18 protein-coding genes are annotated in these 14,831 nt (G+C 38.9%); 8 read left to right on the top strand and 10 right to left on the bottom strand.

The genetic code is table 11. The features are described from left to right. Positions 1-151: 151 nt before the first annotated feature. The 4 genes from H6G79_RS34870 (at position 152) to H6G79_RS34885 (ending at position 2,843) form a co-directional block, all read left to right on the top strand. Entirely contained in the window at positions 152-541 is a 390-nt protein-coding gene (locus tag H6G79_RS34870) for a hypothetical protein (protein WP_242048741.1), read from the top strand. 234 nt (positions 542-775) lie between these two features. After that, positions 776-1,240, top strand: coding sequence for a hypothetical protein (locus tag H6G79_RS34875; RefSeq protein WP_190595114.1), 465 nt, complete (start codon positions 776-778; stop codon positions 1,238-1,240). 69 nt (positions 1,241-1,309) lie between these two features. Then, positions 1,310-1,936, top strand: coding sequence for a hypothetical protein (locus H6G79_RS34880; protein WP_190595115.1), 627 nt, complete (start codon positions 1,310-1,312; stop codon positions 1,934-1,936). A gap of 64 nt (positions 1,937-2,000) precedes the next feature. Beyond that, positions 2,001-2,843, top strand: coding sequence for a tetratricopeptide repeat protein (locus H6G79_RS34885; protein WP_190595116.1), 843 nt, complete (start codon positions 2,001-2,003; stop codon positions 2,841-2,843). 421 nt (positions 2,844-3,264) lie between these two features. Here the strand turns inward: H6G79_RS34885 and H6G79_RS34890 are convergent, their stop codons facing one another. The 8 genes from H6G79_RS34890 to H6G79_RS34925 all read right to left on the bottom strand — a co-directional run bounded on the left by H6G79_RS34890 (position 3,265) and on the right by H6G79_RS34925 (position 10,519). Next, positions 3,265-4,485: an SMI1/KNR4 family protein gene (locus tag H6G79_RS34890; RefSeq protein ID WP_190595117.1), complete on the bottom strand. Its 1,221-nt coding sequence runs from the start codon at positions 4,483-4,485 to the stop codon at positions 3,265-3,267. A gap of 80 nt (positions 4,486-4,565) precedes the next feature. Further along, on the bottom strand, positions 4,566-5,177 hold the full coding sequence (locus H6G79_RS34895) for a hypothetical protein (RefSeq protein ID WP_242048743.1): 612 nt from the start codon (positions 5,175-5,177) through the stop codon (positions 4,566-4,568). Positions 5,178-5,228: 51 nt separating this feature from the next. Continuing rightward, positions 5,229-6,455, bottom strand: coding sequence for an RNA-guided endonuclease TnpB family protein (locus tag H6G79_RS34900; RefSeq protein ID WP_190595124.1), 1,227 nt, complete (start codon positions 6,453-6,455; stop codon positions 5,229-5,231). 112 nt (positions 6,456-6,567) lie between these two features. Next, complete coding sequence (locus H6G79_RS34905; protein ID WP_242048745.1) at positions 6,568-6,936, bottom strand: hypothetical protein; 369 nt, start codon at positions 6,934-6,936, stop codon at positions 6,568-6,570. A 113-nt stretch (positions 6,937-7,049) separates the two neighbouring features. After that, on the bottom strand, positions 7,050-8,474 hold the full coding sequence (locus H6G79_RS34910) for a hypothetical protein (RefSeq protein WP_190595118.1): 1,425 nt from the start codon (positions 8,472-8,474) through the stop codon (positions 7,050-7,052). A 73-nt stretch (positions 8,475-8,547) separates the two neighbouring features. After that, entirely contained in the window at positions 8,548-9,297 is a 750-nt protein-coding gene (locus H6G79_RS34915) for a hypothetical protein (RefSeq protein ID WP_190595119.1), read from the bottom strand. A 71-nt stretch (positions 9,298-9,368) separates the two neighbouring features. Beyond that, a complete protein-coding gene (locus H6G79_RS34920; protein WP_242048746.1) occupies positions 9,369-10,076 on the bottom strand; it encodes a hypothetical protein in 708 nt (235 codons plus the stop codon). A 17-nt stretch (positions 10,077-10,093) separates the two neighbouring features. Beyond that, positions 10,094-10,519 (bottom strand): hypothetical protein, encoded by a 426-nt coding sequence (locus H6G79_RS34925; protein WP_313934720.1) that lies wholly within the window; start codon positions 10,517-10,519, stop codon positions 10,094-10,096. A 28-nt stretch (positions 10,520-10,547) separates the two neighbouring features. Here H6G79_RS34925 and H6G79_RS34930 point away from each other — a divergent pair, with 28 nt between their 5' ends. From H6G79_RS34930 to H6G79_RS34945, 4 genes are all read left to right on the top strand, one after another. Continuing rightward, positions 10,548-10,769 carry a hypothetical protein gene (locus H6G79_RS34930; RefSeq protein WP_190595127.1) on the top strand — a complete coding sequence of 74 codons (222 nt, stop codon included), beginning with the start codon at positions 10,548-10,550 and terminating at the stop codon, positions 10,767-10,769. 20 nt (positions 10,770-10,789) lie between these two features. After that, entirely contained in the window at positions 10,790-11,239 is a 450-nt protein-coding gene (locus tag H6G79_RS34935; protein WP_190595121.1) for a hypothetical protein, read from the top strand. A gap of 154 nt (positions 11,240-11,393) precedes the next feature. Then, positions 11,394-11,789 carry a DUF2809 domain-containing protein gene (locus H6G79_RS34940; protein WP_313934721.1) on the top strand — a complete coding sequence of 132 codons (396 nt, stop codon included), beginning with the start codon at positions 11,394-11,396 and terminating at the stop codon, positions 11,787-11,789. A gap of 204 nt (positions 11,790-11,993) precedes the next feature. Continuing rightward, complete coding sequence (locus H6G79_RS34945; RefSeq protein WP_242048750.1) at positions 11,994-12,581, top strand: hypothetical protein; 588 nt, start codon at positions 11,994-11,996, stop codon at positions 12,579-12,581. A 78-nt stretch (positions 12,582-12,659) separates the two neighbouring features. Here H6G79_RS34945 and H6G79_RS34950 read toward each other — a convergent pair whose 3' ends face one another. Next, positions 12,660-13,868, bottom strand: a complete 1,209-nt coding sequence (locus tag H6G79_RS34950) for a lysozyme inhibitor LprI family protein (protein ID WP_242048753.1) — start codon at positions 13,866-13,868, stop codon at positions 12,660-12,662. Positions 13,869-13,932: 64 nt separating this feature from the next. After that, on the bottom strand, positions 13,933-14,565 hold the full coding sequence (locus H6G79_RS34955) for a hypothetical protein (RefSeq protein ID WP_190595123.1): 633 nt from the start codon (positions 14,563-14,565) through the stop codon (positions 13,933-13,935). Positions 14,566-14,831 lie beyond the last annotated feature (266 nt).

A 14,831-nucleotide genomic window follows, 5' to 3' on the forward strand; every position in this document is an offset into this window, starting at 1 on the left:
AAGCTCATTAAACGCAGAGCTTATGGCTTAACTAACTTTAATAGTTTTAGAAGAAGGGTTTTACTAAATTGGTATTTCTGTTGTTAACTTAACATATCTACTCTCGGAGAGCCTTGGTTTTTTATTATTTAAAAAGCCTCAAGATTTACCATTGACAAAAAAGCTAATTTTTATTTTTCTATATTTATTATTATCGAGTGTGCTATTTTTGTTTGTCTCATTTATCGTTTTGATATCGTCTGGATTTGATGCCCCAACTATTGAAACTGTGGCATCTAAAGACTATCCTACAACAGTATATTTATACAATTATACATGTTCTCCACCAGATACTTCTACGGGATGTGACACATACCACGGGGAATTAAAATTTAGACTTGGTTTTACTCCTTTTGTAATTACAAAGTTTAATTGTGATTGTCTTTTTGGTTCACCAGACCGCGTTGGTGAGTGGGTAACGATTCCCTTGGAAGCAAACCGAAATCCAACAGCATCTGCGATTAAAATTAACTTAAAAACTGGCGAATTTCTTCCAAAATGAACTGCAAAACTTTAATTTACGATCCGAGTAAGCAAGAGGCAATTACTTTAAATTTTGATAAAAAGCGTTATAAATTGGTAAGTTTGGATGTTTCAGATACACCCCAGATGTTGTAAGAGTCTTCTTTGGAAGGATATACACAATTCAGCTTGCTTACCATCATCTGTAGCACTTCGTGAACAAACTTTATCTATCAGCAACACAAAGTTAGGACAGCACTATCCCTTGGCATCAATGAAAAAACTTATTCAAATCTCAATTATTATAATTCTATCACTAGGTTTGACATATCATTTACTACGTATTGCTTTTCCCATAACCTATATAGTTGACTGTACTCAAGCTAATAAAATCACCAATATATCCGACACTTTTATCAGTGCAATTGGTGATCCATCTGCAAAAGAAGCAGAAATTATTGCACAAAGATATATCACAAAAGCCTTTTGTTTAAATGATTTAAAGGGTGACAATAGCTTCAGCCCTAAAGCATATTTCTTTAATGGCTCAAACTTAAGCTCTAAGTATCAAATTGTTGGTTATCATGGTGCTGGTTTTCGTAGTCCAGGCAATTTACAAGTAAAATTTGACAACGGGACTTTCCTAAATTTTTGCTTTAGCATGATGGTAATTAACTGCAACCAAGCTCAAGAATGCGATTGTCCTCATGATTTTAACTGGGAACCCAAACCAAAGTAATCGCATCACAACTCAGGAAAATTATCGCAATAATGCAACGCTTGCTAGGATGAAAATCTTCAATTAACTATGGATAATCTTCAGATAAAAATACTTGGCAAAATAGCAATATGTATAACCTTGTTGATTGGTGTCGCAATTCTAATTATCAGTATTTACCCTGGTGCATTAAATAGTTTCTTTTTTCCAGTTATGCTGGTGTCAATTGTTTGTGTGCCAATATTTGCAGTACTAGTAATTCTCTTATGGGGATTGAGAACTTTAGGAAAACAGAATTTGAAAAGTATTAAGCTTCCCTCGCAAACTTTTGTACCCTGCAGAGAAGTTGCTATCATTGCAGGGATAGTTTTAGTTTGTTATGTCCTGCTCAAGTTCTATATACCGCGTCGTTTAGCATTTATGATATCGCAATCGGCGTTTGAACAAGTTCGGGTACAACTTCCTATTTCTGCAAAAAGAAATATCAAATTAAACCGCAAACTCGGTTTATATGAAGTTGATGAATACGCTATGGATTCTCGTGGTGGTGTATATTTTCGTGTCTTCTGGGGTGGTGATGGTCTAAGTCCTGATACCATATCCTATGGTTTTGTCCATCAACCGAATAGTGAAGGAAGTCCATTTGGTACTGCTAATTACCAAGTATTTTACTTGTACGGTGATTGGTATTGGTTTCGTGTATCCGATGATTTTTAGGGATGACAATTAAGCTAGTTTTGAGTTATGGATAATTGACATTACTACCTATTCAGTCACAAATATGAAATCTCATATTCACCATACCTTGATTTTGCTAGTAGCGATAACTGGAATAACATTGTTTTCAACTCCATCTATATCTAGTGATACTCATCAATCAATATCTTCTATCACAGTTAAGTCTGCAAAGGAAAATTCATTACCCCAGTTATGGAAGGTGAAAATTAACGGTAAATCTGGATATATTGATGCCAAAACAACTTATAAAGTAGAACTTCAATCAGAAAAATATCCCTTAAAAACTCAAATTTCACCAGCAGAAATTACCGAATTTAATCAGATTTTTGAATTTGGTAAATTTAACCACCAAAAAGCGATCGCTCTCCGCAAACGGCTACAACCCTTAGCCGATCGAAATGATGCAGTTGCTTGTTACTGGCTGGCAAAAACCTACAATTTGGAAGAATTTGGCATTAAAAAACAGAGCGATCGCCAATCAGCTTTGAAATGGTATCACAAATCAGCCGAGCTTGATTATGCACCTACTGCATATTTTCTCTACAGAGCCTATTTTTCTGGATTGATGGGTTTACAAAAAGATGAAAATGAAGCTAGCAAATGGCTGCATAAAGCCAAGGAAACATCTTCTGGAAAATTATTGTCCGAAACCCTGATGGAATTTGTTGCTTTTAGCGACCCAAGTGTAAAATTCATCAACTTGCGAACAATCCCAAAAAATGCTGGGAATTATCTTGAATCTCTACGCCAAATATATATATTAACTCCTAATAATAACTGGGTAATACACAAATATGGTGATGCGCTCTACGAAGCCAAACGTTACACAGAAGCCTTAGCGGTTCTCATTAGTCGTACGACCATTGAATGTAACTTCTTTCGTTGAACCATCCATCTGGACTTTCATTACATGTTTGTCCGAGTCCTTATTGGAATATTGGATATAAACAGAAGCCCAAGAGGGACTGGAAAAAATAATGCTTGGGATAGCAGACAACATCGCTAATAAAAGTATTTTTTTCATAGCTTTTATAAACCTATTTTCATCAACATTTTTATGTATATTTATTTCTTACTCTAGAAAAATAAATATAACATGGGTAGTTGTACGTAAATTATATGACTGTGGCTATAACTGCATAAAAATAATTATTTTCGCGCAAGTTTCACATTTTTAAATTAGCCGATGAAGATTAGGTTGTAAGTCTGTAAAGGTTAATTAAATTTTCAGATTAAAAAATTAAAAATCAGCAAACGCCAGGTCTAGCACACTCACACTGGAAAAATAGATCCAGATGATGGGTCATTTAGGGATACAATATATTATATATGTACTCCAACCTTTCTAAAATTCGTTGAATTCGCATCTCAGTTTGCTCTGCATTAAACCCAAAGTTGTACCGCATCTTACCCATATTCTTAATTCGCCATTGGTTGATTTTATAATCTATTTCACTGCTCATCTTCACTTGCTCATTTGTGAGTTCAGGAGAGATATCGATTCCGATGGTTTCTGCAAGGAGTCTGGCAAAATTCACAGAATGAAAGTATGGATAATCTCGAATTAATTCCCCAGAGCGAAGAAAATCTAGTAATCCTTCAATTGTAGATAACCCATATTGAATATCATCTAGAAAATCCTTGAGCCATTGTTCTGGGGAAAACTCACAAAAACGAATCCAATCCCCCTGAATTTCCACCTCGTATCCTTCCTGGGTGAGAAACAAATCCCGCACAGGATTATCCCCATCGACAATTCGTAACAACCCTGGATATTGCTGATTTCCTGGATTTTTGAGCCAATCCCTCGATTTTGCTGCTTTCAACTTTGCGAGGAACTCAGGTAAAGGCTGATTCCATACTTGGGCAGAATTGTTTGCCATAACTTCCTCAGCCGACCAGTAATTTCCTAGCCGTTCCCAATTGCCACCATTGCAGACTTCTAGCAAAAATGTTCTGTAAACTTCAGGCAGTTTAATTCCATGTTGTGCTTCTAACGCGCTCAACTTTGCTTCAGAAGCAATTGGCGGATTAGTCGTGATTTGGGCATAGCGATTGTATGGATCGAATTTTCGCAATCGAGCGAGGGTAACGTGAATTCGTTCGGGAACAGTCAACCATTTTCGCAGGGGTAATTGGCAACCAAAGTGACGCTCCACTGTAAAAATGTCTTGATCGTATACTCTCACCCTTCCTTGCGGGTCGTGAGAGAATTGAATTTGTAACTGAGTCAACACCTGACACAATTGCTCTGCCTCATCATCAGTGGGAAATAATCCCACAAGATGGGGATGCTTGATTCTCTTAATCTCCTGATACATAAACTCACAAGCTTCCGCCTCATCGGTAAATTCAAACAGCAGTTGTTGAACCGCACCACGCTCGGTGTAAACGACTTGCCAGTTATCATCCCTTTGAATCAAGCAAATCTCATCATCACCCATTTGGCGAATCTGATACAGGCGACAGCCTTCGCCCCAAAGTTTGAGATCGAGTAACTCTGCATTCAGATATTGAACTTCCCACATTTACTCACCTCGAAAACACCCATCTCAATCACCGCCAGTTATGTCTTCACTTGTTATCATGGGTTTTCCCGCTACATTGATTAGGCGATCGCAACCACCTTTATCCCTTGCTTGGTGGCAACAATAGCTTGGAAAGATGTGTAATCAAACACCAAAGTATTAACTACTGCATCTACGTCATAGGTTTTGATTATTTCCCCTGTCTGAGCTGACAGCACTGCCAGAATTTGCCCTACACCACACAATAACCTGTTGTTACCCAGCCAAACGATATTACTTTGCCAAGGATTTAATCCATCATGGTCATAGTACAACCGAAAGAATTGACCCCACATTTTCTCCCGATATTGTGACGATTTTTCCCATTTTTTCCATATTTCATTGAGTGGTTCCTGCGTTTGCGGGGATAAAGTGCTTAATATCGAGCGTTCAAGCCGAAAACTTAATAAATCAACACCTTGATATCGATATGCAGTATAAGCCAGACGCTGACCATCTGGGCTAAAACTCAAGTTGCCACGATGACAACGCACACCACCTGAATATTCCCCCAAATAGGTTAATTTATCCTCAAGCATACTGTCAATTCTGTAAAACTGATGGGACTCATCCATGTCTACAGAATTAACAATGAGAAACTGCATTTGTGGATCGATGGCAAAAGCAGCATTATAATCTCGCCAACGACGCAACCAACGAATCTGCTCACCGCTTTCTAAATTAACTAGTTGACACTCCCCGCACTAAAGTGACGGGGATTCTACATTCACAGACTCGCCATTAGACAGCAGGCTTGCGCCAACCGCCCAAGAGGGCAAATCTCCTGTAGCGTAAGTTCCGGTATGCCCTACCGTACTGAGTCCTCGCCTCAAAATATTGATTGCTGCATTGATATCTCTGTCTTCCACATATCCACAATGGGGACAGACATGAGTCCTGGTAGACAGAGATTTATTCACTTTTTCGCCACAATTAGAACAATTTTGGCTGGTGTTGTGGGGAGGAACTGCAATAGTTACTTTCCCATATTTATGACCAAAATATTCTAACCATTGCCTGAAAGTATACCAACCAGCATCAGAAATTGATTTAGCTAGATGTCGATTACGTACCAAACCCTTCACATTTAAATCTTCATAGGCTACCAAATCGTTAGATTGGATAACGGAGTATGCTAATCTCTTGCAATACTCTTTTCGCTGCCTACTTACTTTTAAATGCTTACGAGCATATCTATTTCTAGCTTTGTGGTAATTGTTTGATTGTTTTTGCTTGGCTTTTTTCTTCTCTTTGCTGAACTTCTTAGACTTTTTGCGGTTGGCACGGTTTAACTGTTTTTCAGATTTACGGTAGAACTGGGGTGAAGGTTCAATATTGCCTTTATTGTCAGCAATGAAGTATTTCAATCCCAAGTCAATACCAACTACTTGATTTGTAGGTTGAGTTTCTACTTTTACGTCTACATCAATTGCAAATTGAGCATAATACCCATCAGCACGACGCACTAAACGAACGCGCTTGATTTGCTTGATATCGTAATAGTTGAGGTCGTAAGCCCCTTTTAGTTTGAGAGTGCCTATACCTTTCTTGTCTGAGAAGGTGATAGATTTACGAGTTTCTGAAAGTTTCCATCCAGATGATTTATATTCAACTGAACGGCAGTTTTTCTTAAACTTCGGAAAACCCTTTTTACCTTTAACTTTTTTCTTACAGTTGTCATAAAACCTAGCTATTGCCGACCAACAACGTTCAGCAGCAGACTGTCTAGCCATTGAGTTTAATTCATCGGCAAAGGGAAATTCAGCAGCTAATACCGCGCAGTATTTATTGAGGTCGTATCTCCCCACTTTTTTGTTATCCATCCAGTAGCGTAAGCACTTGTTTTGAATAAATTGGCTAGTACGAATTGCTTCGTCTATTGCCTGATATTGCACTTGTTTCCCTTTGACTTTAAACTCATAAACAATCATGGGTATCGACCAATTAACCACACCTTTATGTTAACATAACCAACATAAGACCGACAAATAAATTTGTCTTATTCGCTTATATCCCCCACATAAATGACGGGGGTTTTACGCATCACGACTCATAAATATCTCCCCAACCCTCACCAACCAATAAATAGCCCTGGCAAGGTGTTAATCCTAACCAGGAAATATGAGTACATTTACCATGTCCATAATACTCATCCTCCTGGGAATTCTCCTCATAGGGTGCATGGGGTAAGTCAACTCGTTGCAAAACGGACAAATCATCCCAGCGAAGAATCTCAATCCCAAATTCTGGCGTAACCTCAGAAGGAGCCACAGCAAACCTTTCCCCATCCGGTAACAAAACAATACTTGGTACTGATTCAAAATCATAGGGTAACTCGATTTGTTCAATTATCCGGGGTTGTTGGGAAATATCCCACTTCACCAAAGAATGGGGGTATATTGGTGCGTTCACGAAGTGTCTCCTATGGAGAATCGCCTGTTTCCTTACCGCGTCGTAAATTAGTGCTTTGCAATCCATACACCTTGCCCTCCTAGCCATCGCCATTAATTTTGAATTTTGAATTGTTAAGACTCCCCTTGTTCTGCCCGAAAAAGCCGGAGGAATCCCCCATCAAACCATTCCCCATAGTGAAATCGGAGTTCCCCGGATAGTAGCATCTGACCTCGACAGTAGAGAAAGTAGGTTTCTTTAGGGAAATAACTTTGCAAAGGGAGCAATCCTTGTTTCAACGCCGTTCGCTCCCCATTTTGCCAGAGTCTTGCCAGGTGAGATGCTAAACAGTTCAAGAAAAACTCAGCTTTAGGCAAGGAAGGATCTGTTCCTAAAGTGAGCAACTCATCTTCTCTTCCTCTCCAATCAACAGACATTTCCCAATCTTCGACGGGAGGTAAGCAGGATTCCAGCGAAGCCCAGACAACTAACTCTAGGTACGTCGGCTCATTCACGTTGGTAAATAAGGCATTTGCATTTATCGTCATTGTAATTTCTAAAACCGTTAACAAGGCGATCGCATTGGGATACACATTTCCTGTCACGAGTCGATACTGCTTCCCATCGCCTTCAAAGGGAATCGTATACGGGTACTGCAATTTTGCTTTTTGAAAATGCTGTAAGCAAAGCTGATGAAAGTCAGGTTGAGGTAGTGGTGGATCAAAAAACATCCAATCTAAACACAAACTATTTTTTTCTTGGCTCACAGAAGCAGCATTTAAATAGCGCCATAGCTTTTCAGCTTGAATGACGCAGCGTTGCAGATTTGGATAAGCAACTAGACGAGCAAGAATTTCTGCTGAGATTTCACGGTTGAGTAGGTTGGCGATAGCCATCTGATGCAGCAGTTCATATCTAATTGCAGCAACCTGATTGGGTGTATATAAGCGTGCTTTTTCTTCAAAAAATAGTAGATATATACTAGCAGCTTCCTCAATCTCAGATAAAATCTGGGGAATTAGTAAAGAGTGAGTAGGACTCACAGCAGATGCAAAGCGTAAATTCCACTGGGTTTCATTGAGCAGTTCAATTCCCTCAATTTCTTGCAGATTCCTCCAATTCCGCGCAACCTGTATCACCTTCAATGCAGTGTCATAGGGAATACCATACATCGGATAGTAACTTCCCGGATGCCATAAACAAATCGGTTCATTGTAAGACTCGCCATGCTTTTGAAACAGCTGATCGATCAGTTCCCAAATCGCCCAATTTTGATAAACTTGCGGTAATTTCCAACTGGGATAGCGAATCAACTGCTGGCAATTCCTGACAAAGAAGCGATTATCCTCATTCTCGTACATTTCACGCGCCTGAAAGCACTGCCAAAAAGTATCATGATGGGCATGACGCGCCAAAAACTGAATTAGGAGCGAATCGTCATATCGGGTTATAGCTTTGCGACTGTGGCGACCAGAGAATAACACACCTGAATCGCTTTGTGCGATCGCTAGTGTATACCCATCAATTAGAACAAAGGTTTTTCCATGCTTATCTCTCATCCAGCAACTGGTTCAAATAGGTGAAAAATGCTGTAATAATGATTAAATGCTTGAATTTCTCCAACCTTAACCATTAAAGAGGTATGAATTCAGCATTTTCTAAAGCATTCCTCCAAGCAATACGAGCAGCCATACGATAATCAAAGCAACTACAGATAGATTCGTGATAACTGCCATTAAAGACAGTAATTTTTAGGGATGAAAAAGCTTTATTTTCTAGATGAGAATATTTAATCAGCCCATCGATAATTCCTTCGATCGACTCTGAAATATATTCGTCAATAATATCTGTCTCATTTGGAATTTGCCAAATAATTTTAATCTGATTGTTCTCTAAATTCTGTTCTAATTTGAATGCAATATGAGCGGGCTGACCGATATAAGAGTTACCTATAGTAAATTTACCCTCAGCAATTAATGGTTCTTTAATTGAATAACGTTGATACTCACAACCATGCCAGATATCTAATTCAATTACATTCTGAAATGTTTCCCAACTATTTACTACCCAATGCCACTTTTCCACATATTTACAAATATCGTACCAAGCGGAGTTACGAATATGTTCATAAATTTTCAGCAATATATATAATTCACGAATATCCTGTTTATTCGGCTCCTCTTGGATAACTAATTTCATTAAACGTTGAGCAACTGTGATAGTTTCCTGGGTAAATAGCTCTTCTGAGTCTTCATCGTCTTCATATTTTCCTAATTCTGGTTGCTCATGTAGTGACTCAATTATTTCATTTAGCCAACCAATCTTTTTTTGTCTAGCTTCATAAGTATAGTCTTTTGCCCAGTATAATTGTTTGCGGTTCATATAATCAAATTGTTTCTAATAATAATTGTTAGATATATTATACAGAAAGTACTATAATGGTTTTACTAGGTCTACCATATCTCATCTAGCAAATTTCGTTTTCTTTCTAAAGGAATTGCGGGACAATTTTCAATAAACTGCTTCAACCTAGCCTCGGACAAACCCATTAAATATTTTTGGAAAAGAAGATATGGACTTTGCTGAGAATTCAAGATTGAGATCGATTTTTCAATTTCATAAATCTCATTATTTAAAAAATTGAGATGCATTTGTAACCATTGCTTCGGCGCATAGCGTTCCATCACAACATAGGTCAACAACGGTTGTAAGCAGATTTGAATTTTTACTTCATGTCCTTCTTGTGTCAGAAATAACCCGTAAGTGTCTTGTTCGGGAGGATACAACCCAATTCGTAATAGTCCTGGAAGGGCGTTAATTTTCAGGAGATAGGGTAACTCGACTGCATCAGATTGCTTTCCTGTTGCCAGAAATTGACGAACGAAATCAGGCGGTGACTGATGCCATAACTCAGCACAATTATGCTGCATGATTTCATCAATTGTCATCCAGCAGTCGCGCTCGGCACAATCCCAACACCCTCCATTTCCCACCTCTAGCAAAAAAGCAGCATAGGCGAATGGTAGCTGAATTTCCAATGCTTGTAGAATCGCCATTGAGCCAAGCGGTGGATTTAAGTCTATTGTCAAACATATTCCCTGCGGATCGAGGTATTTCAAGCGATCCAACGCGAAACGAATCTCCCTAGCAACTTCAATCATTGCAGTTTGATGGGCGGTTAAATGCATAGCTCTAACCCAGAGACTTGCTCCAAAAACATAGTAGCAAAGGATTCACAACGAGGCATGATTTTTGGAAGTTCAACCCGTAGCAGTGCGATCGCCGCATCAACATCCTCACGATCACAGTATAAATGTTCTAGATGATACCCTAGTACAGCTTCAGGTATTTCCGTACTCCCACAGCAGTTGTGAGCAACCCAAGCGATGAAGGATTTTGTTGAGCCATCGCATTCGATATCCAACAAATAAGCTCGAATAAAAAATTCCTCTGAGTAGCCAAGGGCAATTGGAAGCGTTTCAATCAACCCTTGTTTGATGCATACTTTCGCACCTTTAGTGGCAATTTCCAGTAAATCATCAGCAGGCTTTTCAATCGCCAGAATCTGAGCATCAGCCCAAGCGATGAGGTTCTGCTCAGACACCAACCCAATACTCCAAAGGGTGAGTGCGATGCTCCGTAGGAGCCGCTACGCGATCGCTAAAGGACTTGGATTTTCCAGTGACATACTCCTCACATCTTCCACCCAAAAAATGGTGAGATTAAATACTCAGCATAAAGCTAAAAGTATTAATTTATCGTTAAAAGCAAACAAAAATACTGTAGCTATATCGCCCAGATTTTCGATTTTGCTGTATGTATACGTAAATGTGCAAGATATTAAGTTAACCTAAATTAGGATTTATTAGCTCAAATGTTCCCAAAACTAAGATGGCGATCGCGTAGCGGCTCCCCGGTCGCATCGCTGCTTTTCATATTTCCCTTGGTGGTGTTTGGAATTTATCTGCTGCAACCGGCTACCCCCGCACCTTGTGGAAGCCTGAAAAAATTTGGCGCGATCGAGCAAGAAGGACGCTGCATCATAAATCGTAACGTTACCCTGGAAGGCAATCTCAAACGACTGCCCAATCAACTAACCGTCAAAGGCAACCTAACTATTAGCGGTACGTACATTGAAGAACTGCCCAATGCAATGGTGGTTGACGGAAACCTTTTCTTGTACAAAACTAGCATTGCCAAGCTTCCCCCAGATTTGCAGGTTCAAGGAAGTTTCGATCAATATAGTGGATTTGGTTCTCCAGGGGTTAAATGCAGTGCAATCCCTAAAACTGCTTTTATCAAAGGGAATCGCAACTGTCACTAATTGCGATCGCAATAGACTACAAATCAAATCTGCTAACTGTATGTCGCCACTCAGCAGACTTTGCCACACTAATTCACTAATTGGATTCATCAATTTAGTCCAATTTTAAAGAACAATGTTACAATCCTGGCGAATCAAAACCAGGAAATCAATCGTGCCTAAACAATTTTCTAATCTCAAGTGGTTGAGATTTAATCCTACCTCTTTCACCCTGTTTGCGATTCTATTTGCAATAGTTGTGATAATTGCCCTCTTCTTCCGAGATGATTGGATTAGACCGTTACTGGGCGACGTTTTAATTGTCATGGTGATTGCTTACTTTGTTCATGCTTTTATTGCAATTCCACTACGGAAGGTTACTATTGGAACTCTTATCTTTGCCTACTTGATTGAGTTGCTTCAGTTTCTTAATCTCATTGATATTTTAGGCTGGCGAAACTCCCATCTAGCTCATTTAACAATTGGATCTACTTTCGACTGGCGAGATTTGGTTGCTTATACGCTGGGGATTGCGATCGTTTTCCTCACTGCGAATCGTTTGAAGTCATAAACTACTACTATTTTCCTCTTTATCGAGTATTCATCATTGCTTTAATATGGCGTAAACGCCCCAGATTTCAACGATTTAGGCATTGCTTCCTTCTGGTTTGACTACCAAAAAACTGTGACTATTATCAGAATTATATTTGATGATAGCTAATATCTTCAACTTGGTTTTCTGGATTTTTTATATATTTTCACGAAAATTTTCTATATGAATACTCAAAAGAATATCAATATTTTTCCTATAAATCGTCTCACTTTCTACATATACATACTATCTATATTCGGTTTTATATCCTTGATTTCCTTGATTTGGTTATCGGGAAATACTAAATATTCACTCAGAGGAGGAGCATTTAGTAGTTTTTTCTTGACGATTTTAGTCCTAATTATTTCTATTACAGCAGTTATCCTAATTTTTAAATCAAATTTGTCTCGGTGGTTAAAATTCGTATTGTCTATACCTCAATTCTTGGGGATAATGCCCTTAACTTTATTTATTTTTCAATTGTTTGTAGTAATTTTTATTTTTGGAGCAGGATGTAGAACTGACTTTGTTTCTCCTAGTGGGAAAAAATCTATCGCAATTGACGAGACATGTTATATGGACTGTCATCATGCTGTTTTTAGACATTATTGGATACTGGAAAAAGAAATCGGCTCAATTTCCAATAATTCCACGAGAAGATGCAAAACAGAGGATGATTTCCAAGTAATTTGGAATTCTGATGAAACTGCAATTAGATTGAAAGAAAATAATCATTATCCTCAATCTGAAGAAAGTTTATTAATAGATTGACTGGAATTGCAAGAGGGAGCAATGCTATTTGACATCGAAAATTTTCTAGGAAGTCATAAACTAGTATTATTTTCCTCTTTATCGAGTATTCATCATTGCTTTGAGATGGCGTAAACGTCCCAGATTTAAACGATTTAGGCATTGCTTACTTCTGGTTTGACTACCAAAAAACCGTGACTCAAACTTGCAATACTGAGTTTGATAACGCTCCCAAAGAGCTTGAGTTTTATCTTGTCCAGATGTAACTGGGGCTTGCTGCTGCTCGTCTTCTGAATCATATACAGCTATCCCCTTTAGATCCGCAATGCGATCGTTATTTAGCCGAGCTAAACAGCGATGATAGAGCATCGGTGCCATAGAATTTTCTTTAAAAGGTTCAACCAACTCAGTACAATGTGCTTCACGATAGTCTTGCCAGTATTTCTGTGCGATCATAAATGTTTGCTGATACTGCTTCGATAGTCTTGTTGCCCAATCGCCATAAATGCTTGATTGCAAAAGCTGAGTTGTTTTCGACCAATAGACCGCGCATTGATTTAACCCAAACTGTGTCTTATCCACACAATTTAGCTCTGGAATTCCAGGTAGCACAAAACTATTGAAGAGATCCAAGCCACGAGTAGGTGCTGCCAAAAGGTCTTCTAGTTGCTGAAGTCGAGCCTCTCTGAGAAGCTGATGACATTCCGCCAATCTCAGGGGGTTAAAAACGAATAGAGCTTTTTCGATCTGGCAATACTGAGTTTGATATTGCTCCCAGTGACGTTGCACCGATGAATTTCTCAATTTGAGTCGATCGAGTAAGGATTCAAATCGAGGATCGCGAGATTGGAGGGTTATAACCTCACCACCTCTTTGCAATTCTAGAATGCGATCGTTATTTAATCGCGCTAAACAGATAGATGTTGCAATTGGAAAATCTGGCGTATTGCGTAAGCGTTGAGTTAACTGTTGGCAGTGTTGTATTTGAAACTGTTGCCAGGATTGATCTGCGATCGCCAGTTGATGTTGAAGGGGTGGAATAAGTTGGGACTCCACATCTTGATAAACCAATGATTTGAGCAAATGGGTTACTTCTGCCCAACGCTTTGCACAGCGATATTCACCCGCTTCAACCTGTCGAACACAGTCCGGTTGCAAAACCCCAGCAAATCCTAATATCACGGTTGGATAAGGTAGAGGAGTCTGTGGCTTGGCATCTGACGCAGGGATAGCTTTGCTCGGTTCCACACCAAGCTGAGTTGCAAATAAAATGACACTCGCAAATATCGCAATCTTAAATTTCATCATTTTCCATAATTAACAATCCTCAGTAGCCTTCAACCACTATCCCTGGCATTTAAATTGTATGAGCTTAATCTCCAATCGTGACATAATACCAATAGGAATTGATTGCACGTTCTACCCTTAATCGATATCCTAAAAATAAATTTTGATCGGGAAGTTTAGCCTGTTCACTATACACAAATCCCTGTGCCCCCCCAAAGACCCTAGCTGTAAAGAACAAAATGTATAATCCATTCTGTCCCCGTTGTGTTTGAATTTCTTTGCTTATTGAAGTGTGATGGTAAGCTGGCGGTAAAGTAGCAATATTGTTCATACCTCCACCAATTTGATTTGACTGCACCAACGTAATTACTTGTTGCCGACTTGCCAAATTTTGATAAAAATTCGCCGTTAGCCAAAACTGTTCAAACGGGACGATAATCCCAATTACCAATCCTAAGAACTGTAGTAACAGTGGAAAAGAACGTCGCCACCGTTGATTTAGAAAAGAGCCTTTCTGAATGGCACGCACCCAAAAGGAAATCGCCCAAATTAACCCAATCAATACTGCGATCGCACCTGAGATCCAAAGCAATGGTAAGAAAAACCATGTCAGCCAATCTAACCAAACAAAGTGCAATAATCGTATTAACCACAGTCCTAAGCTAACGCAAATAATGTAGCGGGCAATCCCTGACTGCCAAACTGAGCGTTTTTTCATAGCCAGCCCTGTGAACGGTTCACTCCATAAGTAATATGCAATCCAGTATAAAAAATATAGTGACTTTGTTGATTCTGAATTGAACTCAGTATATTCTCGTAAATATTAGAAGTGAACTTATAGTTAAATTGAAGTTTGAAATATGAGGCGTATTACAGCACTTGCGTCTGTTATGAGGTACAATAAATTAAAATATAAATACCTCTAAATGAAGTCATACTCTGTCGATCTTCGAGAAAAAATAGTTGCAGCACATCTTCAAAAAA

The sequence above is a fragment of the Anabaena sp. FACHB-83 genome (genome assembly GCF_014697485.1).
Lineage (GTDB): Bacteria > Cyanobacteriota > Cyanobacteriia > Cyanobacteriales > Nostocaceae > Nostoc_B.

What these genes read in the sequence shown, in the direction of transcription:
- H6G79_RS34915 (WP_190595119.1), bottom strand. Translation starts at nt 9,297, where the DNA reads ATGAACCGCAAACAATTATACTGGGCAAAAGACTATACTTATGAAGCT.
- H6G79_RS34880 (WP_190595115.1), top strand. Translation starts at nt 1,310, where the DNA reads ATGGATAATCTTCAGATAAAAATACTTGGCAAAATAGCAATATGTATA.
- H6G79_RS34930 (WP_190595127.1), top strand. Translation starts at nt 10,548, where the DNA reads ATGCTCCGTAGGAGCCGCTACGCGATCGCTAAAGGACTTGGATTTTCC.
- H6G79_RS34955 (WP_190595123.1), bottom strand. Translation starts at nt 14,565, where the DNA reads ATGAAAAAACGCTCAGTTTGGCAGTCAGGGATTGCCCGCTACATTATT.
- H6G79_RS34875 (WP_190595114.1), top strand. Translation starts at nt 776, where the DNA reads ATGAAAAAACTTATTCAAATCTCAATTATTATAATTCTATCACTAGGT.
- H6G79_RS34920 (WP_242048746.1), bottom strand. Translation starts at nt 10,076, where the DNA reads ATGATTGAAGTTGCTAGGGAGATTCGTTTCGCGTTGGATCGCTTGAAA.
- H6G79_RS34950 (WP_242048753.1), bottom strand. Translation starts at nt 13,868, where the DNA reads ATGATGAAATTTAAGATTGCGATATTTGCGAGTGTCATTTTATTTGCA.
- H6G79_RS34935 (WP_190595121.1), top strand. Translation starts at nt 10,790, where the DNA reads ATGTTCCCAAAACTAAGATGGCGATCGCGTAGCGGCTCCCCGGTCGCA.
- H6G79_RS34890 (WP_190595117.1), bottom strand. Translation starts at nt 4,485, where the DNA reads ATGTGGGAAGTTCAATATCTGAATGCAGAGTTACTCGATCTCAAACTT.
- H6G79_RS34945 (WP_242048750.1), top strand. Translation starts at nt 11,994, where the DNA reads ATGAATACTCAAAAGAATATCAATATTTTTCCTATAAATCGTCTCACT.
- H6G79_RS34885 (WP_190595116.1), top strand. Translation starts at nt 2,001, where the DNA reads ATGAAATCTCATATTCACCATACCTTGATTTTGCTAGTAGCGATAACT.
- H6G79_RS34900 (WP_190595124.1), bottom strand. Translation starts at nt 6,455, where the DNA reads ATGATTGTTTATGAGTTTAAAGTCAAAGGGAAACAAGTGCAATATCAG.
- H6G79_RS34910 (WP_190595118.1), bottom strand. Translation starts at nt 8,474, where the DNA reads ATGAGAGATAAGCATGGAAAAACCTTTGTTCTAATTGATGGGTATACA.